Origin of the sequence: Amycolatopsis sp. CA-161197, from assembly GCF_050942255.1 — a bacterium.
In the GTDB taxonomy this organism is placed as follows: domain Bacteria; phylum Actinomycetota; class Actinomycetes; order Mycobacteriales; family Pseudonocardiaceae; genus Amycolatopsis.
On the sequence record NZ_CP192059.1, the window covers coordinates 7,484,042 to 7,506,511 of the forward strand.

The 22,470-nt window shown below is 71.5% G+C and carries 17 protein-coding genes; 6 read left to right on the top strand and 11 right to left on the bottom strand.

The window, feature by feature from the left end; genetic code table 11:
* Nucleotides 1–38: 38 nt before the first annotated feature.
* Nucleotides 39–887 (bottom strand): helix-turn-helix transcriptional regulator, encoded by an 849-nt coding sequence (locus ACQPXB_RS35250; RefSeq protein ID WP_366583939.1) that lies wholly within the window; start codon nt 885–887, stop codon nt 39–41.
* 101 nt (nt 888–988) lie between these two features.
* Between ACQPXB_RS35250 and ACQPXB_RS35255 the strand changes: the two genes are divergently transcribed.
* Complete coding sequence (locus ACQPXB_RS35255; protein ID WP_366583940.1) at nt 989–1,753, top strand: SDR family oxidoreductase; 765 nt, start codon at nt 989–991, stop codon at nt 1,751–1,753.
* Here the strand turns inward: ACQPXB_RS35255 and ACQPXB_RS35260 are convergent.
* Nucleotides 1,702–2,694 (bottom strand): RNA polymerase subunit sigma-70, encoded by a 993-nt coding sequence (locus ACQPXB_RS35260; protein WP_366583941.1) that lies wholly within the window; start codon nt 2,692–2,694, stop codon nt 1,702–1,704. The two genes, ACQPXB_RS35255 and ACQPXB_RS35260, sit on opposite strands and share 52 nt — an antisense overlap.
* Before the next feature lie 103 nt (nt 2,695–2,797).
* On the opposite strand from ACQPXB_RS35260, the gene ACQPXB_RS35265 reads away from it, so the two are divergent.
* The gene (locus ACQPXB_RS35265; RefSeq protein WP_432845896.1) at nt 2,798–3,703 is read left to right on the top strand and encodes an SDR family oxidoreductase; all 906 of its coding nucleotides are present in this window, start codon (nt 2,798–2,800) and stop codon (nt 3,701–3,703) included.
* A 22-nt stretch (nt 3,704–3,725) separates the two neighbouring features.
* Here the strand turns inward: ACQPXB_RS35265 and ACQPXB_RS35270 are convergent, their stop codons facing one another.
* Nucleotides 3,726–5,186, bottom strand: a complete 1,461-nt coding sequence (locus tag ACQPXB_RS35270; RefSeq protein WP_432845897.1) for an amidohydrolase — start codon at nt 5,184–5,186, stop codon at nt 3,726–3,728.
* A gap of 730 nt (nt 5,187–5,916) precedes the next feature.
* Here ACQPXB_RS35270 and ACQPXB_RS35275 point away from each other — a divergent pair.
* On the top strand, nt 5,917–9,144 hold the full coding sequence (locus ACQPXB_RS35275; RefSeq protein ID WP_432845898.1) for a S8 family serine peptidase: 3,228 nt from the start codon (nt 5,917–5,919) through the stop codon (nt 9,142–9,144).
* On the opposite strand, the gene ACQPXB_RS35280 is transcribed toward ACQPXB_RS35275, so the two are convergent.
* A complete protein-coding gene (locus tag ACQPXB_RS35280) occupies nt 9,141–9,998 on the bottom strand; it encodes an MIP/aquaporin family protein (RefSeq protein WP_366583945.1) in 858 nt (285 codons plus the stop codon). The two genes, ACQPXB_RS35275 and ACQPXB_RS35280, sit on opposite strands and share 4 nt — an antisense overlap.
* Nucleotides 9,999–10,054: 56 nt before the next feature.
* Nucleotides 10,055–11,221, bottom strand: coding sequence for an ROK family transcriptional regulator (locus ACQPXB_RS35285; protein WP_366583946.1), 1,167 nt, complete (start codon nt 11,219–11,221; stop codon nt 10,055–10,057).
* Nucleotides 11,222–11,365: 144 nt separating this feature from the next.
* Between ACQPXB_RS35285 and xylA the strand changes: the two genes are divergently transcribed.
* Complete coding sequence (xylA, locus tag ACQPXB_RS35290) at nt 11,366–12,514, top strand: xylose isomerase (RefSeq protein ID WP_432845899.1); 1,149 nt, start codon at nt 11,366–11,368, stop codon at nt 12,512–12,514.
* 224 nt (nt 12,515–12,738) lie between these two features.
* Nucleotides 12,739–13,353 carry a hypothetical protein gene (locus ACQPXB_RS35295; RefSeq protein WP_432845900.1) on the top strand — a complete coding sequence of 205 codons (615 nt, stop codon included), beginning with the start codon at nt 12,739–12,741 and terminating at the stop codon, nt 13,351–13,353.
* Here ACQPXB_RS35295 and ACQPXB_RS35300 read toward each other — a convergent pair.
* From ACQPXB_RS35300 to ACQPXB_RS35325, 6 genes are read right to left on the bottom strand one after another with little or no spacing between them, the layout of a single operon-like run.
* The gene (locus ACQPXB_RS35300) at nt 13,350–14,354 is read right to left on the bottom strand and encodes a sugar phosphate isomerase/epimerase family protein (protein ID WP_366583949.1); all 1,005 of its coding nucleotides are present in this window, start codon (nt 14,352–14,354) and stop codon (nt 13,350–13,352) included. The two genes, ACQPXB_RS35295 and ACQPXB_RS35300, sit on opposite strands and share 4 nt — an antisense overlap.
* 16 nt (nt 14,355–14,370) lie before the next feature.
* A complete protein-coding gene (locus tag ACQPXB_RS35305) occupies nt 14,371–15,534 on the bottom strand; it encodes a Gfo/Idh/MocA family protein (RefSeq protein ID WP_432845901.1) in 1,164 nt (387 codons plus the stop codon).
* Between the two features lie 11 nt (nt 15,535–15,545).
* Nucleotides 15,546–16,574: a substrate-binding domain-containing protein gene (locus tag ACQPXB_RS35310; RefSeq protein WP_366583951.1), complete on the bottom strand. Its 1,029-nt coding sequence runs from the start codon at nt 16,572–16,574 to the stop codon at nt 15,546–15,548.
* Entirely contained in the window at nt 16,571–17,581 is a 1,011-nt protein-coding gene (locus ACQPXB_RS35315; protein WP_360585203.1) for an ABC transporter permease, read from the bottom strand. The genes ACQPXB_RS35310 and ACQPXB_RS35315 overlap by 4 nt, the downstream gene beginning before the upstream one ends.
* Nucleotides 17,578–19,086, bottom strand: a complete 1,509-nt coding sequence (locus ACQPXB_RS35320) for a sugar ABC transporter ATP-binding protein (RefSeq protein ID WP_366583952.1) — start codon at nt 19,084–19,086, stop codon at nt 17,578–17,580. Before ACQPXB_RS35320 ends, ACQPXB_RS35315 begins: the two co-directional genes overlap by 4 nt.
* On the bottom strand, nt 19,083–20,366 hold the full coding sequence (locus tag ACQPXB_RS35325) for an ROK family transcriptional regulator (protein ID WP_366583953.1): 1,284 nt from the start codon (nt 20,364–20,366) through the stop codon (nt 19,083–19,085). Before ACQPXB_RS35325 ends, ACQPXB_RS35320 begins: the two co-directional genes overlap by 4 nt.
* A gap of 663 nt (nt 20,367–21,029) precedes the next feature.
* Here ACQPXB_RS35325 and aspS point away from each other — a divergent pair.
* Complete coding sequence (gene aspS, locus ACQPXB_RS35330) at nt 21,030–22,412, top strand: aspartate--tRNA(Asn) ligase (RefSeq protein WP_432845902.1); 1,383 nt, start codon at nt 21,030–21,032, stop codon at nt 22,410–22,412.
* Nucleotides 22,413–22,470: the final 58 nt, after the last annotated feature.

A 22,470-nucleotide genomic window follows, 5' to 3' on the forward strand; every position in this document is an offset into this window, starting at 1 on the left:
GGGCACGGCGACGTGACCGATCCGCCCCCGCGCAACGATCAGCGAGCCGGTGCCGCGAACTGCTCGTGCCCCAGCACGCCGAGCAGCTGGATCTTCTCCGCGGCCTCCGTCCGCGGCGCCGCCGTCAGCACCAGCAGCGACTGCGACCAGTCCTCCGTGAACAAGGCCTGGCAGTCGACCTCGATCGCACCCAGCTGCGGGTGGATCAACGTCTTGTGGTCCTCGAACCGCCGCGCCACCTCGTGCCGTTCCCACAGCTCGGCGAACTCCGCGCTCTCGTGCTGCAACGCGCGCACCAGCTCGCCGGCCCGGGACTGCGGCCCCATCGAGCCGTACGCGGCGCGCAGGCCCGCGACCTGGGCGCGGCTCTGGCGGGCGCGGTCGTCCTCCGGGTAGATGAGGCGCTCGTCCGGGTCGGTGAACCAGCGGTAGATGCCGCTGCGGGCGAGGCCGGTGTGACGGGAGTGGTCGCCGTAGAGGGCGTCGGCGAAGCGGTTCTGCACGAGGACCTCGCCGAGGTTCGACAGGATCAGCGCGGGCGTGTCGTCGAGCCGGTCGAGGACCCGCAGCAACGCGGGCGCGACGTGGGTGGCGACGGCGACCGCCGAAGGCGCGTTGCGACCGGAGATCTGGAACAGGTAGTCGCGCTCGTCGGCGTCCAGGCGCAGCGCGCGGGCCAGCGACGCGAGCATCTGCTCGCTCGGCTGCGGGCCGCGCTGCTGTTCGAGGCGGGTGTAGTAGTCGGTGGACATGGCGGCCAGCGACGCGACTTCCTCACGCCGCAGCCCGGGCGCGCGGCGACGCGCGCCCACGGGCAGGCCGACGTCCTCGGGTTGCAGCTCCTCCCTGCGTCGGCGCAGGAACTCCGCCAGTGTCGCGCGATCCATGACACTCAGTATCCGGGCTCCGCCGCGCGCGAACCAGGGAGCGGCGATCCCCCGATGAGCGGTCTCTGCACCTCGGCCCGGCGAAACGTCAAAGTCGAGGCATGGACATCAGCGGAAACACCATCTTCATCCCCGGCTCGACCAGCGGCATCGGCCTGGCCCTCGCGCTCGAACTGCGGGCGAAGGGCAACACCGTGATCATCGGCGGCCGCCGCACGGAGCTGCTGCGCGACCTCGCCGCCCGGCACCCGGGGCTCGGCACCGTGGAGATCGACACGACCGACCCGGCGAGCATCGCCGCCGCCGCGAAGGAGGTGCTGGCGAACCACCCCGACCTCAACGTGCTGGTCACCATGTCCGGCATCATGCGCGTGGAGGACTGGCACCGGCCCGAGACGTTCCTGGCCTCGGCCGAAACCACGGTGACCACCAACCTGCTCGGCCCGATCCGCCTCATCGCCGCCTTCGTGGAACACCTGCAGACGCGTCCCGACGCGACGATCATGACCGTCTCCTCGGGCCTCGCCTTCACGCCGCTCAAGATCACGCCGAGCTACAACGCGTCGAAGGCCGCCATCCACATGCTCAGCGAGACGCTGCGCCTGCAACTGGCCGACACGTCGGTGAAGGTCCTGGAGCTGGAACCGCCGTCGGTACAGACGGACCTGCTCCCCGGCCAGGCCGACAACGACCACGCCCAGCCGCTCGACGAGTTCATCGGCGAGGTCATGACCCTCATCGAGACCCGACCGGACGCCCGCGAGATCCAGGTCGAGCGCGTCAAGTTCCTCCGCTACGGCGAAGCCCGCGGCGACTACGACCAGGTCGTCGCCGCCCTCAACACCGCCGACCCGCACGGGAAGTAGGCCTCGGCGAGCTCGACCGGGAGCCCGAACAAGCCGAACAGCCGCGGCTCGAGGTGCGCCTCGAGCGCGGTGACCCCCTCGCCGGCGACCTCGACGACCAGCACCGCGAAGGCCCGCGAGCCGTGGTAGACCGCGAAGGCGGGCGAACCGTTCGCCTCGATCGGGACGAGCCTCGACGCGCGGCAGGGGCTGTCCTCGCGCAGGAACCACCGCGAGATCTCGGCCCGGCCGGCGAGCCAGAGGCCGTAGGGCGGCATGGCGAGCGTGGCGTCCTCGTGGAGCAGGGCGGTCAGGGCGGGCACGTCGTAGCGTTCGAAGGCCTCGACGAACCGGGCGAGCAGCGCGCGCTGGGTGTCGGTGAGTCCGGCCGCCGGCGCGGGGCGCTCGGCGAGCCGCCCCCGCGCGCGGCGCAACAGCCCGTTCGCGGCGGCCACGGTGATGCCGAGGAACCCGGCTGTCTCGTCCGCGCTGAACTTCAGGACGTCACGCAAGATCAGCGTCGCGCGCTGCGACGCGGAGAGCGTGTGCAGCGCGGCGACGAACGCGAGGCGCACCGATTCGCGCCGCACCACGGTTTCCGCCGGATCGGCACCCGGTGGCAGGAGCCAGCGATCGGGCGCGGGACCGACCCACCTCGCCGGTTCGGCCAGGCCGAGCGGCGAACCCGCGTCGCCGGCCGTGGCGACGTCGACGGGGTGCTCCCGGCGCGGCCGGCGCCGGAGCTGGTCGAGGCAGACGTTCGTGGCGATGCGGAACAGCCACACCCGCGGCGTGGCGGCGCCGGTGAAGCCGTCGCGCCCACGCCAGGCCCGCAACATCGTCTCCTGCACGGCTTCGTCGGCGTCGACGGCCGACCCGAGCATCCGGTAGCAGTAGCCCAGCAGCTCCGGCCGATGCCGGGTGTCGAGGTCGGTCCAGTCGTCAAGGGTGGTCGGCGTCACAACCCCGGCAACGCGCCGGACCTCCGGGGGATTCCGCGGTCAGTTCGCGGCGAGCGCTTCGTCTACAGGGATCGAGAGGGAAATTCGACGAAGGAGCCACCCCATGATCCTCATCACCGGCGGCACCGGGCTCACCGGTTCGGCTGTCGTGCGCGAGTTCGTCCGGCGAGGTCACCCGGCGCGGGCGCTGGTCCGCAGGCCGCTGCCGGCGTTGCCCGGCATCTCTCCGGTGCACGGCGACCTGCTGGCGCCGGAAACGCTCGGCCCGGCGCTCGACGGCGTCGACACGGCCGTCCTGATCTCCGGCGCGGACGGCCGGATGGCCGAGGCGCAGGCCAACCTGATCGACGCCGCCGTGCGGTCCGGTGTGCGGCGCGTCGTGAAGGTGTCCGGGATGGGCACGGACGCGGAATCGGCCTTCCGGTTCGCGCGGCTGCACGCCCGGATCGAGGAGCACCTGCGCGGGTCCGGCCTCGCCTGGACGATCCTGCGGCCGAGCCAGTTCATGCAGGTCTACCTGCGAGAAGTGCCGGCCATGCTCGCCGACGGCGAGCTCGCCCTGCCCCTCGGCGCGACCCGCCTGGCCCCGATCGACGTCGAGGACATCGCGAAGGTCGTCTACGCCACGGCGACCTCCGACGGCCACGAATCGGCCCGGTACGAGATGACCGGACCGCAAGCGCTGACCATGGCGGAGGTCTGCGAAATCCTGACCGGCGTCGTGGGACGGCCGATCCGCTACGTCGACCTCGCCCCCGAGGAGTACCACCGCCGCGTCGTGGCGGCGGGGATCCCGGCGGAGTTCGCGGACGACGTCGCCGCGCTCTTCCACCTTCGCCGCGCGGGGAGTCCGGAGTCCACTGTGGACACCGACGTGTTCTCGAAGCTCGGGCTGCGCCCGACGTCCTTCGCCGACTTCGCCGCCCGTGCGGCTGGACTCTTCCGCGGTGAGGTGCAGCCGGATCGGCTGTGGGCCTCGGGCTGGCAGGCGGGTACCGCCGCGCCCTGACGTGCCGAACCGACCCCCGCGCTCACGCCAGGTGCGTCGGCTTCCCCGCCAGGATCGTCGCCGTCAGCGGCATGTCGCGCAGCTGGGCCGGAGACAGGTGCGACGGGTCGGCCGCCGTGATCATCAAGTCGGCCACGTCCCCAACGGTGATCCCGCGGCGGCCGCCCGAAGCCGCGGCCAGGGCGTCCGACAGCGGGATCGCCTGCTCCGGGTGCCACGCCGGCCGGTCGTCGTCCGTGCGGCCCACGGCGGCGGCGATCCCGTCCCACGGGTCCAGCGGCGCGACCGGCGCGTCGGAGCCGATTTCGAGGCGGGCGCCGGAATCCAGCAGCGCACGGTAGGGGTAGGCGCGGTCGGTGCGGCCGTACCAGTGGCGGTCGGCGACGTCGCGGTCGTCGGGCTGGTGGGCGGGCTGCACGCTCGCCACGAGGTCGAGCCCGGCGAACCGCGGCACGTCGTCGGACGACAACAGCTGCGCGTGCTCGATGCGGCCGGGGCAGCCGACGGCGGCGAACGCGTCGAGAGCGATGGTGTTGGCCTTGTCGCCGATGGCGTGGACCGCCGGTACCAGGCCGTTTTCCCACGCCCGCCGCAGCAACGGCTCGAGCTCCGCGGGCGGGAGCTCAAGCAGGCCAGGGGAATCCGACTCCGGATACGGGTCGTGGCAGTAGGCGGTGCGGGTGTTGAGCGAACCGTCGACGAACAGCTTGAACGGCCCCACGGTCAGCAACCCGCCACCGGCCGGCAGCACGTCGCCGGTCCGGTGGCCGCGGGAGATCGCGACGTCCAGCAACGGCCGCGAGATCACGCAGGCCACTCGCGTCGCCGGCGCCGCGGCGGCAACGCGGCGGGTCCAGTCGGTGACGGTGTCCGCGTACTCGTAGTCCACGATCCCTGTCACACCACGGGAAGCGGCCGCACCGAGCGCGTCGGCGACCCAGCGGTCCTGCACTTCCAGCGCGGCCGACGGCAGCGCGGCCGTGGCGGTCATGCAGTCGTTCTCCAGCAGCACGCCCGTCGGGTGCTCGCGGCCGATCAGCTTGAGCGCCGCGGGACTGAGCCAGAGCGTGTGCAGATCCGCGCTGAACAACGCCACCGCGCGGCCCGGCAACGCGCGCTGCAGCAGGTCCTTGTGCGGCTTGTCGGGCCAGAGCCCGTCGCGGAACCCGGCGCCGACGACGAGATCCCCCGGCTGGTCCGACGTCTCCAGCAGCCGCCGCAGCAGCAGCTCCACCGCCTCCGCCGCCGAACGCGCGTCCTCCAGCGGAATGCGCCTTCGGAAGGTGGCCCACTGCACTGCGTGCACGTGAGCGTCGACAAGGCCTGGCAGCAGCGTGCCGCCGTGCCCGTCGAGCACGCGCGCCGCGAAGCCCGACCCGGCGCCCGGCTCCTCGATGGCGGCCACGCGACCGTCGTTCACGCGCACGTCGGCGAGCCCGCCGCCCAGCCCGACCCGCACCCGGCGGAGGAGGAGATCGTCCATCCGTCCAGCCTGCCAGGCCGGTGCGGGGAAAGGGAATCACCGGCACAGCGAGATCACCGCCACCCGGTCACTGCCCGAACGGGTGACGAATGTGCGATGCTGGGAATGTGGGGGTACTCCTCCCTTGTTGGAAAGTACGGCAGCCGTCGCCCGCCGAAGGGTCAGGGCCGGTCAGGGGCGCCGCCTTCACAAGCCGCGCAGGGTTCGACTCCCTCGGTTGCCACGAGCGAGTGGGCGGAGTGTGTCCGCGGAGTGCGCGGGCCTTGCTCGCTCGTTGTGTCTCCGGGGGTGCAACCCCCGGGCCCCGCCCGGAGGGCTTCGCCCCCGGAACCCCCAGAGGTGGTTGCCTTGGTAGGCCGGTCGCGCTTCGGCGGTCCCGGGGCTTCGGCCCAGCCCCAGCGAAGTCACCTCATCAGGCCGCTCTCACTTCGGCATTTCCGAGGCTTCAGCCCAGCCCCAGCGAGGTCACCTCGTCAGGCTGTTCGCGATTCGGTATTTCCGGGGCTTCGCCCCGACCCCAGCGAAGTCACCTCGTCAGGCCGCTCACGCTTCGGCATTTGCGGGGCTTCGGCTCGGCCCCAGAGGTGGCTGCCTTGGTGGGTTGTCTTGCCCGTCGGGTTCCGGGGGGCCCAGTGGCGGTGGGGGTTAGGCCGTTCGTCTCACGTCGAATTGCGGCCGATAGGCTGACTGTCTGATTGATGCGGATGGTCCCGACCTGTGTACTGCTCCGATGACACAGCAGAGATCACGCTGGAGACGGCGGGCCGGGATCACCCTCCTCGCCACCGCCCTCGGCGTCGCGCCCGTCGGGGTGCCCGCTGCGCTCGCCGCGCAGCCCCCGTCCTCCCCCGGAAACCCCGCCGCCACCGACGGCAAGACCCTCGATGACCACGACCGCGCGCTCGTCGCCGAGGCCCAGCGGGCCGGCAAGCGCACCGTGACGCTGCTGGTCGCGGCCGAGCGTGGCCGGTCGAGCGCCGCCGTGAACGACCTCAAGGCCCTCGGCGGAGTGGTCGAGTCCACCGACGCGAAGCTCGACTACGTCAAGGTCTCCGTGCCCGTCGCGAACGCCGAGAAGGCCGCGAAGCTCAAGTCGGTGAACGCAGTGGACGTCGACGGCCTCATCCACCGCGACGACCCGAAGCCCGAAGGCGCGGCCAACCCCATCCCGCAGCCGGCTCCGGGCAAGAAAACCCCGCGCGTGAACCCGTACCTGCCCACCGGCGACACCTACGCCGCGCAGTTCGGCCAGACCTTCGGCGGCTGGGACGGCAAGGGCACCACCGTCGCCGTGCTCGACTCCGGCGTCGACCTCGACAGCCCCGCGCTGGCGAAGACCAGCCACGGCGACCGCAAGATCGTCGACTGGTACAACGCCAACGCCACCAACTCCGGCGACGGCACGTGGGTCCAGCAGTCCACCCAGACCTACACCGGCACCTTCAACTCCAGCGGCCGCGACAGGACCGCGCCCGCCACCGGCGGCCCGTACACCTTCGGCCTGTTCAAGGAGACCGCGGGCGACCTCGGCGGCGCCGGCAGCGAGACCGGCGGCGACCTCAACCGCGACGGCGACCGCACCGACTCGTGGGGCGTGCTCCTCGACACCGCCACCAAGCAGGTGCGCGTGGACCTCGACGGAGACGGCGACTTCACCGACGAGAAGCCGATGTCCGACTACGCCAAGAACTTCGACGTCGGCTACTTCGGCACCGACAACCCGGCCACCGACCGCGCCGAGCGCATGGCGTTCGTGGTGCAGACGGACAAGCCGGGCTTCGTCAACATCGGCATCGCGGGCGCCGAGCACGGCACGCACGTGGCCGGCATCGCGACGGGCAACGACCTGTTCGGCGGCAAGATGGACGGGGCCGCGCCGGGTGCGAACGTGATGGCCGTGAAGGTCTGTCTCACCACGGACTCCTGCACCTCCAGCGGCCTGCTCGACGGCGTGGTCTACGCCGCGAGCCACGGCGCCGACGTCATCAACATCTCCATCGGCGGCCTGCCCGCGCTCAACGACGGCAACAACGCGCGCGCGGAGCTCTACAACCGCACCATCGCCGAGTACAACGTGCAGATCTTCATCTCCGCGGGCAACTCCGGCGCGGGCGCGAACTCGGTCGGCGACCCGTCGGTGGCCACGGACGCGATCAGCGTCGGCTCGTACATCACGCGCGAGACGTGGCTGTCGAACTACGGCTCCAAGGTGTCGAAGGCCGAGGCGCTGCACCCGTTCTCCTCGCGCGGCCCGCGCGAAGACGGTGGCTTCAAGCCGGACATCATCGCGCCCGGCGCGGCGATCTCCACCGTGCCGCGGTGGGAGGCGCCGGGTCCGGTCGCGGGCACGTACGAGCTGCCCGCCGGCTACGCGATGCTGCAGGGCACGTCGATGGCCTCGCCGCAGGCGACGGGCGCGGCGGCGCTGCTGGTGAGCGCGTACAAGGCGACACACCACGGCCAGCGGCCGCCGGTCTCGGCGCTGCGTTCGGCGATCAAGTCCACGGCGCGCTTCGTGCCGGGGATCGGCGCTTACGAGCAGGGCGCCGGGCTGTTCAACGTGCCCGCCGCGTGGGTCGCGCTGTCGCTGAACCCGAAGCCGGACACGGTGACCACCGCCGTCGACGTGCACACCGTGCAGGCGAACCTGCTGAAGCCCACCCCGGGCGTCGGCGTCGGCATCCACGACCGCGAGGGCGTGACCGTCGGGAAGTCCTACACGCGCACGTACACGCTCACGCGCACGTCCGGTTCTTCCCGTCCGGTGGTGTATTTCGCACGCTGGGTGGGCAACGACGGAACATTCTCCTCGGGTTCCCTGGTGTCTTTGCCACTGAACAAGCCCGTCTCCTTCCAGGTCAAGGTGAACCCCAAACAGGCCGGCGCGCATTCGGCGTTGCTGTACCTGGACAACCCGCTGACGATCGGCGTCGACGTGCAGACCATGAACACGGTCTTCGCGCCGGCGGAGTTCGCCTCGTCGGGCATCTTCACCGCATCGGGCACGATCGCGCGCAACCAGTCGGTGAGCTACTTCCTGCGCGTGCCGCAGGGTGCGAGCTCGCTGCAGGTGGACCTGGCCGGCGGCGGTGACCCGGGCAAGGGCCAGGTGCGCTTCCTGCGCTACGACCCGACCGGCGTTCCGGTCGACAGCAACACCTCCACCAACTGCTACAACCCCGACGCGGGCGCGGGCTGCGTCGGCGGCACGCCGACCAGCCGCACGCTGACCAACCCGCTGCCGGGCGTCTGGGAGATCACGGTGGAGGCGCGGCGGACGTCCGATGTGGACACCGCGCCGTACAAGCTGACGGTTTCCGCGCTGGGCACCGCGATCACGCCCAATCCGGACGACATCGCGTCGGCTCCGCTGGGTGCCGCGGTGAACCGCACGTACACGGTGAAGAACTCGCTCAAGGCTTTCACCGGGCACGTGGTGGGCAGCACCTTCGGCAGCGCGAAGATCACGCGGCCGACGATCGCCCAGGACGCCCAGCAGCAGACGCAGCTGAACGTGCTGCCGGGTTCGTCCTCGCTGACGGTGACGATCGGCAACACCGCCGACACCGCCGCCGACCTGGACCTGTCGGTGTACAACTGCTCCAGCGGTTCGTGCGTGCTCGCCGGCCAGAGCGCCGACGGTGACTCCGAGGAGTCGGTGACGATCCAGAACCCGGCCGCGGGCGAGTGGATCGCGGTCGTCGACGGGTACTCCGTGCCCACCGGGACCACGGCGTTCGACTACCTGGACGTGTTCGTGAACCCGTCGTTCGGCGGCGTCACGGTGACCGACCCGGTCGCCGCGCACGCCTCGGGCACCACGTGGACCGTGCCGGGTGTCGTGACGGCCTCGGCCGCCCCGGGTGCGGGCCGCGTGCTGCGCGGCCGGCTGTCGGTGGTCGACGGCGCGGGCGCGACCGTGGGCGGCGGCACCGTGCTGGTGCGCTCGGTGAGCTAGGTGTTCTCCGGGGAGCGCGCCGCCGCGCTCCCCGGAAGCACGCCCTGCGCCGCCTTCTCGCCGCTGCGTCCGCCGCCGCGGCCGCGCAGGATGTACGCGATCCCCACCGCGATGATGCCGCCGGCGATCGGGCCGGCGAGGTAGGCCCACCAGGACGTCCAGTCGCCCCGCACCAGCGCGGGCCCGAGCGAGCGGGCCGGGTTCATCGACGCGCCGCTGACCGGCGCTCCCCACAGCCCGGCCAGCGCGATGTAGCTGCCCACCGCGATCGCCGCCAGCGGCCCCACCTGCTGGGCGCCCGAGGCGCTGCCCAGGATCACGCTCACCAGGCCCGTGGTCAGCACGAGCTCCCACAGCATCGCCGTGACCGTGCTGATCCCGCTGCCGGGCAGCGTCAGCCCGGCGTCGCCCTGCTTGCCGAGCAGCGCCCACAGCAGCAGCGTGGCCAGGGCCGCACCGGCGAACTGCGCCACGAGGTAGGCGGGCACGCGTTTCCAGGGGAAGTCACCGCGCGCCGCGAACGCGAGCGTCACCGCCGGGTTGAGGTGGGCGCCGGAGACCGTGCCCATGAACAGGATGATCGCGGCCACCATCAACGCCGGCGCCACGACCTGCGCCGACGTCGGGATCGCCGAGCCGCCGAACCGGGCGTTGACGACCCCGCCGCCCACGGCGACGAGAACCAGCAGGAAAGTGCCGAACAGCTCCGAGAACAGTCGCCGCCCCTCGTAGCGGTCGTTCCAGAAGTCGAACTCGCCGGCCACGGAGTTCGGCTGGCCCATCGAGCGCAACGCGACTTCGGCGTGGCGCACGCGCGCCTGGTCGGGTGTCCGGGCGGTCGGCTGGGCGGTCATCGAACACCTCGATTCGGCGGGGCTTCGTCGTCATCGTCGGCCCGCCGGTGCCGAAGTCACCTCACCCGTCGGGGATGAGCCGGGGTCAGGAACGGACCGGGGTCGGCCAGCACGTGGTGGATGGTGCGCCCGGCCGCGCCCAGGGTGGCGGCGTCACCGCCCACAGTGGACGGTGCGAGCGTCGGGACGGAGCCGCGCAGGCGGCCCAGACGGGCGGCCAGCACGGTTTCCGCGGCGGGCGCCAGCCAGGGGAAGAGCGGGGCGAAGACGCCGCCGAGCACCACGTGGTCGAGGTCGAGCAGGTTGACGGCCGAGGACAGCGCGAGGCCGAGCGCTTCGCCGGCCGCGGTGGCGGCCTCGGCCGCGGTGGGGTCGCCGGTGCCGAGGTTGCGGAGCAGCTCGGGGACGGTCTTGACGCCCGCGGCCGCGAGCAGGGCTTCTTGTCCCGCATAGGTTTCCAGGCAGCCGGACGCGCCGCAGCGGCAGCGCGGGCCCGCCGGGGACACGACGACGTGGCCGAGTTCGCCGGCGAGCCCGTGGCTGCCGGGGAACAGCGCCGAGTCCACGACCAGGCCCGCGCCGATGCCGATCTCGCCGGAGACGAACAGGAAGTCCGGCGGTCCGGCGCCGAACCAGAGCTCGCCCAGCGCGCCGAGGTTGGCCTCGTTGTCGAGCGTGACGGGCACGGGCAGGTGCAGCATGTCGGCGGCGCGGACGTCGCTCCAGCCGAGGTTGGGGGCGCTGAAAAGCACGCCGTCGCCGACCGGGCCGGACACGGCGAGGACCGCGCCGGCGACAGTCAGGTTCCCGGCTGCGGCGAGGGCTTTTTCGGCGAGGTTCTGCAGCTCCCCCAGCACTTCCTCGGGACGCGAACCGCGGTTGTCGCGCTCGCGACGCTCGGTGAAGCGCACGGTGCGGGCGAGGTCGAGCAGGCAGACGGCGAGGTAGTCGACGTTGATCTCCAGCCCCAGCGACGCCACGCGCGCGCCGGAGAGCACGACCTCGACGCCGGGGCGGCCGCGTTCGCCCGCGCGGGCCGGGCCGGTCTCGGCGAGGAAACCGGCGTCGAGCAGGTCGCCGACGAGCTTCGACACGGTGGACTTGGTGAGGCCGGTGAGCTCCGCGAGCGCCGCACGGGTGAGCGGGCCGCGCCCGGCGACCTCGCCGAGCACCAGTTCGAGGTTGCGCGCGCGCATCGAATCGTGCCGCACCGCCTGCGTCATCCCCGTGGCCTCCTCCCGGAACTGTACCGAGGCCCCGGTGAAGCGGTGACCCTTGACGGGCGGGCCTCCGGGGCGCATATTTAGTCTACAACGTGAACTAAATACTCACTGGATTGAATCTGCACTGGATTGAAGGGGATCGTCATGACCGACTTCGCGCCCACTCCGGACGACAAGTTCTCGTTCGGCCTGTGGACCGTGGGCTGGCCGGCCGCCGACCCGTTCGGCGTGGCGACGCGGCCGGCGCTGGACCCGGTCGAGAGCGTGCACCGCCTGGCCGAGCTGGGCGCGTACGGCGTGTCCTTCCACGACGACGACCTGCTCGCCACCGAGCCCGACCGCGACACGGCGGTCAAGAAGTTCAAGGCGGCGCTGGAGGCCACGGGCCTGAAGGTGCCGATGGCGACCACCAACCTGTTCACGCACCCCGTGTTCAAGGACGGCGGCCTCACCAGCAACGACCGCGACATCCGCCGGTACGCGCTGACGAAGGTGCGCCGCAACCTCGACCTGGCCGCCGAGCTGGGCGCGTCCACGTACGTCCTGTGGGGCGGCCGCGAGGGCGCCGAGTCCGACGCGGCGAAGGACGTGCGCGCCGCGCTGGACCGCTACAAGGAGGGCCTCGACCTCCTGGCCGACTACGCCGTCTCCCAGGGCTACGCCATCCGGTTCGCCCTGGAGCCCAAGCCCAACGAGCCCCGCGGCGACATCCTCCTGCCCACCATCGGGCACGCGCTCGGCCTCATCTCGCAGCTGGAGCGCCCGGAGCTGTTCGGCCTCAACCCGGAGGTCGGCCACGAGCAGATGGCCGGCCTGAACTTCGTGCACGGCATCGCGCAGGCGTTGTGGCAGGGCAAGCTCTTCCACATCGACCTCAACGGCCAGCACGGCCCCAAGTACGACCAGGACCTCATCTTCGGCCACGGCGACCTGACGTCGGCGTTCTTCCTGGTCGACCTGCTGGAGACCGGCGGCTACGACGGCCCGCGCCACTTCGACTACAAGCCGCTGCGCACCGAGGACCCCTCCGACGTGTGGGACTCGGCCGCGGCGAACATGCGGATGTACTTGATCCTCAAGGAGAAGGCCGCCGCGTTCCGGGCGGACCCGGAGGTGGCCGCGGCTCTGTCGGCTTCGCGCGTTGACGAGCTGTCAGTGCCGACGGTGGCCCCGGGCGAGACCCTGGACGACCTGGCGGCGGACTCGTTCGACGTGGAAGCCGCGGGCAAGCGGGGGTACCACTTCACGCGGCTGAACCAGCTGGCGCTGGAGCACCTGCTCGGCACCCGATGACGGTGCCGGGCGCTTCGATTCACTGACTTCGCCGCGATTCGGGGCCGGGCCCGGGCTTTCCAGCTCGGGCCCGGCCCCGAACCGTTTGCGGGGACGGGAACCGCGGGTACGGGCGCAGCCGGGGCCGAGGTCGCCGCGATGAACGGCGTTCGCTGGTCGCGCGAGTGGTCGAACCACTATGTTTCTTCTCGCCAAGCGGTCCTGCCAGCGAGGGAGTCCCCACCATGACCGAGGGTCCGCAGCCCGAAACCGATGCGCCGGAACCCCGGCCGGACGCGGCTTTCCCGCCGCCGCCACAAGGGCCCGTGTTGCGGTACACGCCGGGTCAGCCGCCCGCGGCCGAGGCCGGGCGGCTGAGCGGCGGGACGCAGCAGGCGTGGTCCACTCCCGCCGCGGTGCCGCAGCCTCCCGCCGGGGTGCCGCAGCCTCCCGCCGGGGTACCGCAGCCGCCGGCCGCCGGGGTGCCGCAGCCGGGGTTCGCGCCGGCGCAGCAGCCCGGCGGGCCCCAGCAGTGGGCCGGGCAGCCCGGACAGCCGAAGCCTGCCGCCGAGGGCAACGCCACCCCCGCCGTGCTCGCCCTGGTGTTGGGCGTGCTCGGGCTGGTGGTGCCGTTCCTGCCGTTGCCGCTGGACGACGTGCGGGCGTGGATCGCGTTTCCGTTCGCCGTGGTCGGGCTGGCGCTGGGGATTGCGGGGTGCATGGGGCGGCGGCCGATGAAGGCGCTGGCCGTGATCGGGATCGTGTTCGCGGCGCTCGCCCTCCTGGCGGGCGTGATCATGGTCGGCAACCGGGTGGCCGACGCCCATGCCGCGCCTGTCGCCCAGGTGCTCACCCGCTAGGGCTTCGACGAGAAAGCCGCGTCGAACGCCGCCGTCGGAGGCGTGAAGTTCAACCGCTTCAAGAACTCCAGCGCCTCCGGCGCGCCGGTCAACCGGTCCATGCCGGCGTCTTCCCACTCGACGGAGATGGGGCCGTCGTAGGCGATGGCGTTGAGCATGCGGAAGACGTCTTCCCACGGGACGTGGCCGTGGCCGGTGGACACGAAGTCCCAGCCGCGGCGCGGGTCGGCCCACGGGAGGTGGGAGCCGAGGCGGCCGTTGCGGCCGTTGAGCTGCTTGCGGGCTTCCTTGCAGTCCACGTGGTAGATGCGGTCCTTGAAGTCCCACAGGAAACCCACGGGGTCGAGGTCCTGCCAGACGAAGTGCGACGGGTCGAAATTGAGCCCGAAGGCCGGGCGGTGGCCGATCGCCTCCAGGGTGCGCACGGTCGTCCAGTAGTCGTAGGCGATCTCGCTCGGGTGGACCTCGTGGGCGAAACGGACGCCGGCCTCGTCGAACACGTCCAGGATCGGGTTCCAGCGCGCCGCGAAGTCCTCGTAGCCGCGGTCGATCATCGACTGCGGCACCGGAGGGAACATCGCCACGGTGTGCCAGATGGACGACCCCGTGAAACCGACCACAGTGGACACCCCCAGCAACGCGGCCGCCCGCGCGGTGTCCTTCATCTCCTCCGCCGCCCGCTGCCGCACGCCCTCGGGTGAGCCGTCACCCCAGATGCGGGCGGGCAGGATGGCCTCGTGGCGCTCGTCGATGGGGTGGTCGCACACGGCCTGGCCCACCAGGTGGTTCGAGATCGTCCACACGCGGAGGTCGTACTTGGCGAGGGTGTCCAGTTTGGACTGCACGTACCCGTCGTCGGAAAGCGCTTTGTCGACTTCGAAGTGGTCGCCCCAGCAGGCGATCTCCAGGCCCTCGTAGCCCCAGCCGCTCGCGAGGCGGCAGACCTCCTCGAAGGGCAGGTCGGCCCACTGCCCGGTGAACAGCGTCAGCGGTCGTGCCATCGAAAAAACCTCCTGATCAGACAACGGTCCACACGGAATCGGCGGCGGCGCTGCGTTCCACCGCGTCGAGCACGCGCTGCACCTGCAGCCCGTCGGCGAACGACGGCGCCGGGTCGGTGTCCGAGGCGAGCGCGTCGAGGAAATCGCGCACCTCGTGGGTGAAGGTGTGCTCGTACCCCAGGCCGTGGCCCGGCGGCCACCAGGCGCCGACGTACGGGTGCTCGGGTTCGGTCACGAGGATCCGGCGGAACCCGGCGACCGCCGGGTCGAGGGTGTGGTCGTGGAAGTGCAGCTCGTTCATGGCCTCGAAGTCGAACGCGAGACTGCCCGCGGAACCGTTGAGCTCGATCCGCATCGAGTTCTTGCGCCCGGCCGCGAACCGCGTCGCCTCGAAGCTGCCCAGCGCGCCCGACGCGAAGCGCGCGGTGAACAGCGCGGCGTCGTCCACCGTCACCTCGCCCCGCGCCGCCGCCGAGGACGCCGCCAGCCCCGACGAGGACGCGACCAGCGGCCGCTCGCGCACGAACGTCTCCGTCACCGCGCTCACGCCCGAAATCCGCGACCCGGTCAGGAACTGCGCGAGATCCACGATGTGCGCGCCGATGTCGCCGAGCGCGCCCGACCCCGCCCGCTCCCGCTGCAGCCGCCACACCAGCGGGAACTCGGGGTCGACGATCCAGTCCTGCAGATACTGCGCGCGCACGTGCCGCAGCTGTCCCAGCCGCCCGTCGGCGACGAGCCGGCGCGCGAACGCCAGCGCCGGCACGCGCCGGTAGTTGAACGCCACCATCGACCGCACCCCGCGCGCGGCCGCCTCCTCGGCGGCCGCGGCCATCGCCGCGGCTTCGGCGACCGTGTTGGCCAGCGGTTTCTCGCACAGCACGTGCTTGCCGGCCGCGAGCGCTGCCAGCGCGATCTCCGCGTGCGTGTCCCCCGGCGTGCAGATGTCGACGAGCCCCACCTCGTCCGATTCCACGAGCCGTTTCCAGTCCGTCTCCACGGAAGCCCAGCCGAGCTTCTCCGCGGCAGCCGACGCCGCCGCGGCGTCCCGGCCGCACAGCACCGCCATCCGCGGCGTGAGCGGCACGTCGAAGGCGTGGTGCACGGTCCGCCACGCCTGGGAGTGGGCCGCGCCCATGAAGGCGTGGCCCACCATCCCGACGCCGATCTGCCCGGCCATCGAAAACCCTTTCACTCGAAGGAAACCGGCAGGTACGTGTCCACGTTCTGCTTGGTCACGACGGCCGAGAACGTGGTCACCGAAGCGGGGATCTCCTGCTCCGCCAGGTCCGACACGCCCTTCGCCTGCCCGAGCAGCCGCGCCAGCCGCACGGCGGACGCGGCCATCGTCGGCGGGTAGAGCACGGTGGCCTTGAGCACCGAGTTGTCGCTCTTGATGGCCTCCATCGCGGCCTTCGACCCGGCGCCGCCGACCATCAGGAAGTCCGACCGCCCGGCCTGGCGCACGGCCTGCAGCGCGCCCACGCCCTGGTCGTCGTCGTGGTTCCAGATCGCGTTGAACTGCGGGTGCGCCTGCAGCAGCTCGGCCATGCGCGCCTGCCCGGTCGGCACGGTGAACTCGGCGGCGGCGCGGCCGACCTTGCGGATGCCCGGGTAGTTGGCCAGCGCGTCGTCGAAACCCTGCGTGCGCTGGCGGGTGAGCTCGAGGGTGTCGATGCCGGCGAGCTCGAGCACGGTGCCCTGCCCGTTGAGCTGCCGGCCGATGTAGTTGCCGGCGTTCACCCCCATGCGATAGTTGTCGCCGCCCACCCACGTGCGGTAGGCCTGCGGCGAGTCGAAGATCCGGTCGAGGTTGATCACGGGGATGCCCGCGTCCATCGCCTTGCGCCCGGCCGGTGTGAGCTGCTTGCCGTCGGCCGGCAGCACCACGAGCACGTCGACCTTGCGGTTGATCAGCGCGTCGATCTGCGCCGACTGCGTGGCCGCGTCGTTCGACCCCTCGGCGACGACGAGCTCCACGTCGGGATGGCGCTGCGCTTCGGCCCGCGCGTTGACGGTGATCGCGTTGAGCCAGCCGTGGTCGGCCTGCGGGCCGGCGAACCCCACCGTGACTCTCTTGCCCGGCGCGTCCTGGGCGCCTTGGGGTGCGGTCGCGGCGGCGGGTGGTGGTTCCTCGTTGCTCGTGCACGCGGCGAGCGCGCCCACGCCCGCGAGGGTCGCTCCGGTCAGGAACGCGCGGCGGCGGATGTCGGTACTCATCGGGTGGTCCTCTCACTCGAGTAGAGCGAAGCCCGCCGCTGCACGAGCACGGCGAGCACGATGATCACGCCCTTGGCCAGCTGCTGCACGGCCGTGGGCAGGTTGTTGAGGGTGAACAGCACGCTGATGACCGTGAACACGAGCACCCCGAGCACCGAGCCGACGAGCGTGCCGCGCCCGCCGGAGAGCAGGGTGCCGCCGATGATCACCGCGGCGATGGCGTCGAGCTCGTAGAGGTTGCCGTTGCCCGAGGTGCCGCTGGAGGTGAGGATGATCAGCATCACGCTGGCGATGCCGCAGCACAGTCCGGAAAGGACGTACAGCAGGCAGGTGTGCAGCTTCACGTTGATGCCCGCCAGGCGCGCGGCCTCCAGGTTGCCGCCGATCGCGTAGGTGCGGCGGCCGAAGGTGGTGCGGTTGAGCACGAGCCAGCCGACGATCGCGACGGCCGCGAAGATCAGCACCAGCGGCGGGATGCCGAGCACGTAGCTGTCCTGGTAGCCGAGGTCGACGAGCGCCTGGTTGCTCGACGTCACGGTCTGCGTGCGCCCTTGCGAGAGCTGGATCGCCAGGCCGCGGGCCGACGCGAGCATCGCCAGCGTGCCGATGAACGCGACCAGGCGCCCGTACGCGATGAGCAGCCCGCTGACCAGACCGCAGCCGACCCCCACGGCCACGGCGGTGAACACGATCCCGCCGATGCCGAACTGCTGCGTGGAGCGCGTGGTCGCCCACACCGTCGCGAGCGCGACCACCGCCCCGACGGACAGGTCGATGCCGCCGCCGATGATCACGAACGTCATGCCCACGGTGATCACGCCGATGACCGATGCCTGCGTGAGCACCAGCACCACCGTGCCGGTGGTGAGGAACTGGCCCGGTTCGGTCAGTGCGCCGATCAGTACCAGCACGGCCAGCACCCCGACCAGGCCGAGGTTGCGTGCCTCCCGCAGCCGCACCGAGAACCGGCGCGTGGGCTCCGGTGCCACCGCCTGTTCAGCGTTCATTCCGCACGCTCCTGCTCTTCGAGGATGAGGTCGAGCACGGCCGATTCGTCGAGGTCGCTCGCGCGGGTTTCGGTGAGCACGCGGCCTTCGCGCAGCACCAGCACCCGGTCGGCCAGGCCGAGCACCTCAGGCAGCTCGCTGGACACCAGCACGATCGCGACGCCGGAATCGGCCAGGTCGCGGATCACGCGGTACAGCTCGGCCCGCGCGCCCACGTCGACCCCGCGGGTCGGCTCGTCGAGCAGCAGCACGCGGCAGCCCTTGAGCAGCCAGCGCGCGAGCACGGCCTTCTGTTGGTTGCCGCCCGACAGCTTGCCCGCGGGCCGGCGGATGTCGGGCGGGCGCAGGTCGAGCGCCTCGGTGTGGCGGCGGACGGCGGCGGTCTCGGCGCGGGAGTTGAACCAGCCGAACCGCGCGTAGCGCCGCAGCGAGGCGAGGGAAACGTTGCGGGCCACGGATTCCTGCAGCAGCAGGGCCTGGCTCTTGCGTTCCTCGGGCGCGAGGCCGAGACCGGCGCGGACGGCGGACGTCACGCCTTTCCGCAGGGGTTTGCCGGCGAGCTTCACGTGGCCGGTGGTCGGTTTCCGTGCCCCGTAGACGGTTTCCAGGACTTCGGAGCGGCCCGACCCGACAAGTCCCGCGAGGCCGACGATCTCGCCTTCCCGCACAGTGAACGACACGTCCTCGAACGAGCCGGCCACGGTCAGGTCCTCGACCTCCAGCAGCACCGGGCGGTCGTCGAACACGTCTTCGGCGGGCCGGGGCGGGAAGAGGTACTCGACGCGGCGGCCGGTCATCAGCGCGACCAGCTCGGTGGTCGGCGTGGTGCGCGCGGGCAGTCCGGTGGCGACGGTGTGGCCGTCTTTGAGGACCGTGACGCGGTCGCCGATCTCGCGGATCTCTTCGAGCCGGTGGGAGATGTAGACGACGGCGACACCGCGTTCGGTGAGTCCGCGGATGACGCGGAAGAGGTTCGCGACCTCGTCGCTGGCGAGGACGGCCGAGGGTTCGTCGAGCACGATCAGGCGCGCGTCGAGCGAGAGCGCGCGGGCGAGGCTCACGATCTGCTTGCCCGCGGCCGAGAGCGAGCCGACCTCGCGTTCCACGCGGATTTCCCGGTGCCCCAAGCGGTCCAGGAGTTTTCGCGCCTCGGCCCGCATGGTCGCGCGGCGAACCCAGCCGACGCTGGCCTGCTCGTGGCCGAGGAAGATGTTCTCCGCCACGGAAAGCCCGTCGACGAGGTCGAGTTCCTGGTACAGCGTGGCGATGCCGCACTTGATGGCGGCGGTGGGGTTGGGCAGCTCCACGGGCTCGCCGCCGACGCGGATCTCCCCCGTGTCGGGCCGGTGGGCGCCGGCGAGCACCTTGATCAACGTGGACTTGCCGGCGCCGTTCTGCCCGAGCAGGCAGTGGACTTCGCCCTCGGCCACGCTCAGCTCGACGTCGTCGAGGGCGCGCACGCCGGGAAAACCCTTGCCGATCCCCGTCATTTCGAGAAGCGTCATCCGCTGTCCCTCTCCCCAGCTCCGGCGACGACCCGCGCGGGGTCGTCGAACACGGCTTCCAGCGCCACGTGGGCCCCGCCGCGCGAGGCGGCCGAGAAGCCCAGCCACGACAGCTCCACGCGGCAGCCGCCGATGTCGGGCGCGACCACGCGGGCCTTGAGCTCGGCCATCATCGGGCCGAGCAGATACGGGCCGAGCTGCGCGAAGTAGCCGCCGAGCAGCACCACGCGTGGGTTGAACACGTTCACGAGCACGGCCGCGCCCACCCCGAGCCCGGTGCCCACCTTCGCCAGCGCGTCGAGCGTGCGGCGGTCCTTCAGCTCCGCGCGGCGGCGCAGCATGTCGAGTCGCTGCTCGAGATCCAGCGACGGGTCGTGCACCGGGTCGTTGGGCTCGGCCGCGAGCCGCAGCATCCCGGCGAGGCCCACGATCGTCTCCCAGCAGCCGCGCCGGCCGCAGCCGCAGCGGCGGCCGTTCGGGTCGAGCTGGATGTGGCCGATCTCGCCGGAAAACCCTTCCGCGCCACCGAGAAGCCGGCCCCCGGAGATCACGCCGCCGCCGACGCCGATCTCGCCGGTGAGATACACCAGGTCCGCGGTGCCGGCGACGCTGCCCATCGCGTGCTCGCCGAGGGCGCCCAGGTTGGCGTCGTTGGCCATGCGGACCGGGAAGCCCAGGCGGCCCAGCCGCTGGGTGAGCCGTTCGGTCAGGCCGGTGACCACGGGAACGTCGGTCCAGTGCAGGTTGGGCGCGAACGCCACCGTGCCGGCTTCCACGTCGACCAGCGCCGGGATCGCCAGCGTCAGCCCGACGGGCGAGACCTTGAGGCGGCGGCATTCCCGCAGCGCTCGCGCGGCCAGCTCGGCTGTCGCGTCGAGGACCTTGGCCGGAGGAAGCGCTTGCACGTCGAGCGCCACGCGCTGTTCGAAGAGGACGGTGCCGGTGAGATCCAGGGCCAGCGCGGTGAGGTAGTCGACGTTCACCTCCACGCCGACGCCGCCGACCCCGCGCCCGTCGAGCTCCACGATCGTGCCCGGCCGCCCGACCGACCCCGCGCGGTCCAGCTCGCCCTCCCGCGCCAGCCGGCGCTCGACGAGCTCCGCGACGAGGCTCGACACCGTGGCCTTGTTCAGCCCCGTCTCCGCCGCGATGCCCGCCCGCGACCGCGGCCCGGCGTCACGCAGGTGCCGCAGCACGAGCGCGAGGTTGCTGCGCCGCACCGAGGCCTGGTCCGCCGGCCGCGGCGGGCCGACGGGTCTCAGAGGCAGGGAGGAGTCCACGCTGACACCGCCAAGTTCGTCTGGTGGGGCAACAAATTAAGTCAGCGCGAACGAAGGGGTCAACGATGGAGGGATGGTAACGATCCCGGCAAAAGCCCCTAAATGCCGATGTGACCTGGGGAAACTGTTCTTCTGGGCGGCGCGGGCGATCCTTCGGATGGAGCACGGATTGAGATGACCGACGTCCGAACCACTCACCCGTTCGGCTTCAGCTGCTCGGATGAGCCGGCCGGATCGGCGCGCGGGGCTTGCTGGGCCACCCGGGTGAACGCGGCGGGGTGGCCGCGGGGGAATTCGTTGGAAACGGCAGATAGTCACCTTTCGCCGCGCCAAGTCGAAAGTCCTGCACTTGGCCGGTGTTAATTCGCGCGACTTCCGGCGGTGCCTGTGCCTAGACTTCCGCGCAACGCGCTGACGGAACCGAGTAGCGCGGGGTCCCGCGCCCACAGAGAGCCGCCATCGCTGAGAGGCGGCGCCGCGCCCCCGCCGCGAAGACACTCCCGAGCAGCGGGGAGGCAATGCCCCGCCGGCCGGCCCCCGACACCGGGCCCAGCTTTCTCGAGGCCGCCGGTTTCCCCATCGGCGGCGAAGGTGCGGTGGTACCGCGAGCTCCCTTCTCGCCCGCACCCCCAAGGGTTCGCCGAGTTCACTCGAGGAGAGTGGATGTCCCCTCGCACCCTGGTCGCCGACCTGCCCGCCCACGCGGGCGCCACCGTGACCATCGCCGGCTGGCTCCACCGCCGGCGCAGCCTGAAGTCCGTGACGTTCCTGGTGATCCGGGACCGGACGGGATTGGCTCAGGTGGTGTTCAATGCGCCCCCTCACCCCGACCCGAACACGCCCCCGCCCTCCCTGGGGGGCGTCCCCGTCTCCATTCTATCGCCCACCCCCGACAAAAACGGGGGCCAAGCCGAATCAGGTCCGAGTTGTCCACAACTCGGACCGGGTGTGGACAAGTCCCCCGACAGCACCGAAATCCCGCAGCTGAGCGAAGAAACCGTCGTCGAGGTCACCGGGCGGGTCGTCGCCAACAAGCAGGCACCCGGCGGAATCGAGATCGCGGAAGCGACCGTCAAAGTCCTTGCCACACCTGAGAAACGGCCGCCGTTCGACCTCTACCGGCCGACGATCCCGGCGGCTTTGCCGACCGTGCTGGACAACGCGGCCGTCGCACTCCGGCATCCCGAGCTGAAGCGGCGCCACGAGATCGCGGCGCGTAGCGTCGCGGCGTTCCGGCGTGCGCTCGACAGCCGCGGCTTCACCGAGGTGCACACGCCCAAGATCGTGGCCACCAGCACGGAATCCGGCGCCAATGTCTTCCAGCTCGGCTACTTCGGTAAACCGGCTTACCTCGCCCAGTCGCCGCAGTTCTTCAAACAGGCGTTGGTCGGTGTCTTCGAGCGCGTGTACGAAGTCGGCCCCGTCTTCCGCGCCGAGCCCCACGACACCGCGCGCCACCTCGCGCAGTACACCAGCCTGGACGCGGAACTCGGCTTCATCACCGACCACCGTGACGTGATGGCTGTGCTGCGGGATGTCGTCGCGGAAATGGCCGCCGCCGTGGGGCCTGAGGCGCCGCACGTCCCAGCCGAGATCCCGAGTATCTCCTATCCCGCGGCGCAAGAGATCCTGCACAGCACCGAACCCGACCTCTCCCCCGAAGACGAACGCCGCCTAGGCGAATGGGCCCTGGACAACCACAATTCGGAGTTCCTCTTCATCACCGGCTACCCCATGACCAAACGCCCCTTCTACACCCACCCGGACCCAGGGCACCCGGACCTATCCAACAGCTTCGACCTCCTCTTCCGCGGCCTGGAACTCGTCACGGGCGGCCAACGGCTGCACCGCTACGCCGACTACCTCGCCGCCCTGGGCCCCGACGCCGACCAGTACCACGACTACCTCGCCACCTTCGCCCACGGCATGCCACCCCACGGCGGCTTCGCCATCGGCCTCGAACGCTGGGTCGCGCGAGTGCTGAAGGTGCCCAACATCCGTGGTACGACGTTGTTTCCCCGAGATCTGCACCGGTTGCGGCCGTAGGAGACCTAAGTGGACGGTTCAGATCGCCGGTCGGCCCTCCGGGTAAAATCCAGCCGTC

Bases quoted from the DNA above. Each gene is read 5' to 3' on its own strand.
- ACQPXB_RS35270 (WP_432845897.1), bottom strand. From the start codon at position 5,186: ATGGACGATCTCCTCCTCCGCCGGGTGCGGGTCGGGCTGGGCGGCGGG.
- ACQPXB_RS35315 (WP_360585203.1), bottom strand. From the start codon at position 17,581: ATGAACGCTGAACAGGCGGTGGCACCGGAGCCCACGCGCCGGTTCTCG.
- ACQPXB_RS35300 (WP_366583949.1), bottom strand. From the start codon at position 14,354: ATGGCACGACCGCTGACGCTGTTCACCGGGCAGTGGGCCGACCTGCCC.
- aspS (WP_432845902.1), top strand. From the start codon at position 21,030: ATGTCCCCTCGCACCCTGGTCGCCGACCTGCCCGCCCACGCGGGCGCC.
- xylA (WP_432845899.1), top strand. From the start codon at position 11,366: ATGACCGACTTCGCGCCCACTCCGGACGACAAGTTCTCGTTCGGCCTG.
- ACQPXB_RS35255 (WP_366583940.1), top strand. From the start codon at position 989: ATGGACATCAGCGGAAACACCATCTTCATCCCCGGCTCGACCAGCGGC.
- ACQPXB_RS35285 (WP_366583946.1), bottom strand. From the start codon at position 11,221: ATGACGCAGGCGGTGCGGCACGATTCGATGCGCGCGCGCAACCTCGAA.
- ACQPXB_RS35280 (WP_366583945.1), bottom strand. From the start codon at position 9,998: ATGACCGCCCAGCCGACCGCCCGGACACCCGACCAGGCGCGCGTGCGC.
- ACQPXB_RS35250 (WP_366583939.1), bottom strand. From the start codon at position 887: ATGGATCGCGCGACACTGGCGGAGTTCCTGCGCCGACGCAGGGAGGAG.
- ACQPXB_RS35305 (WP_432845901.1), bottom strand. From the start codon at position 15,534: ATGGCCGGGCAGATCGGCGTCGGGATGGTGGGCCACGCCTTCATGGGC.
- ACQPXB_RS35320 (WP_366583952.1), bottom strand. From the start codon at position 19,086: ATGACGCTTCTCGAAATGACGGGGATCGGCAAGGGTTTTCCCGGCGTG.
- ACQPXB_RS35275 (WP_432845898.1), top strand. From the start codon at position 5,917: ATGACACAGCAGAGATCACGCTGGAGACGGCGGGCCGGGATCACCCTC.
- ACQPXB_RS35265 (WP_432845896.1), top strand. From the start codon at position 2,798: ATGATCCTCATCACCGGCGGCACCGGGCTCACCGGTTCGGCTGTCGTG.
- ACQPXB_RS35295 (WP_432845900.1), top strand. From the start codon at position 12,739: ATGACCGAGGGTCCGCAGCCCGAAACCGATGCGCCGGAACCCCGGCCG.
- ACQPXB_RS35310 (WP_366583951.1), bottom strand. From the start codon at position 16,574: ATGAGTACCGACATCCGCCGCCGCGCGTTCCTGACCGGAGCGACCCTC.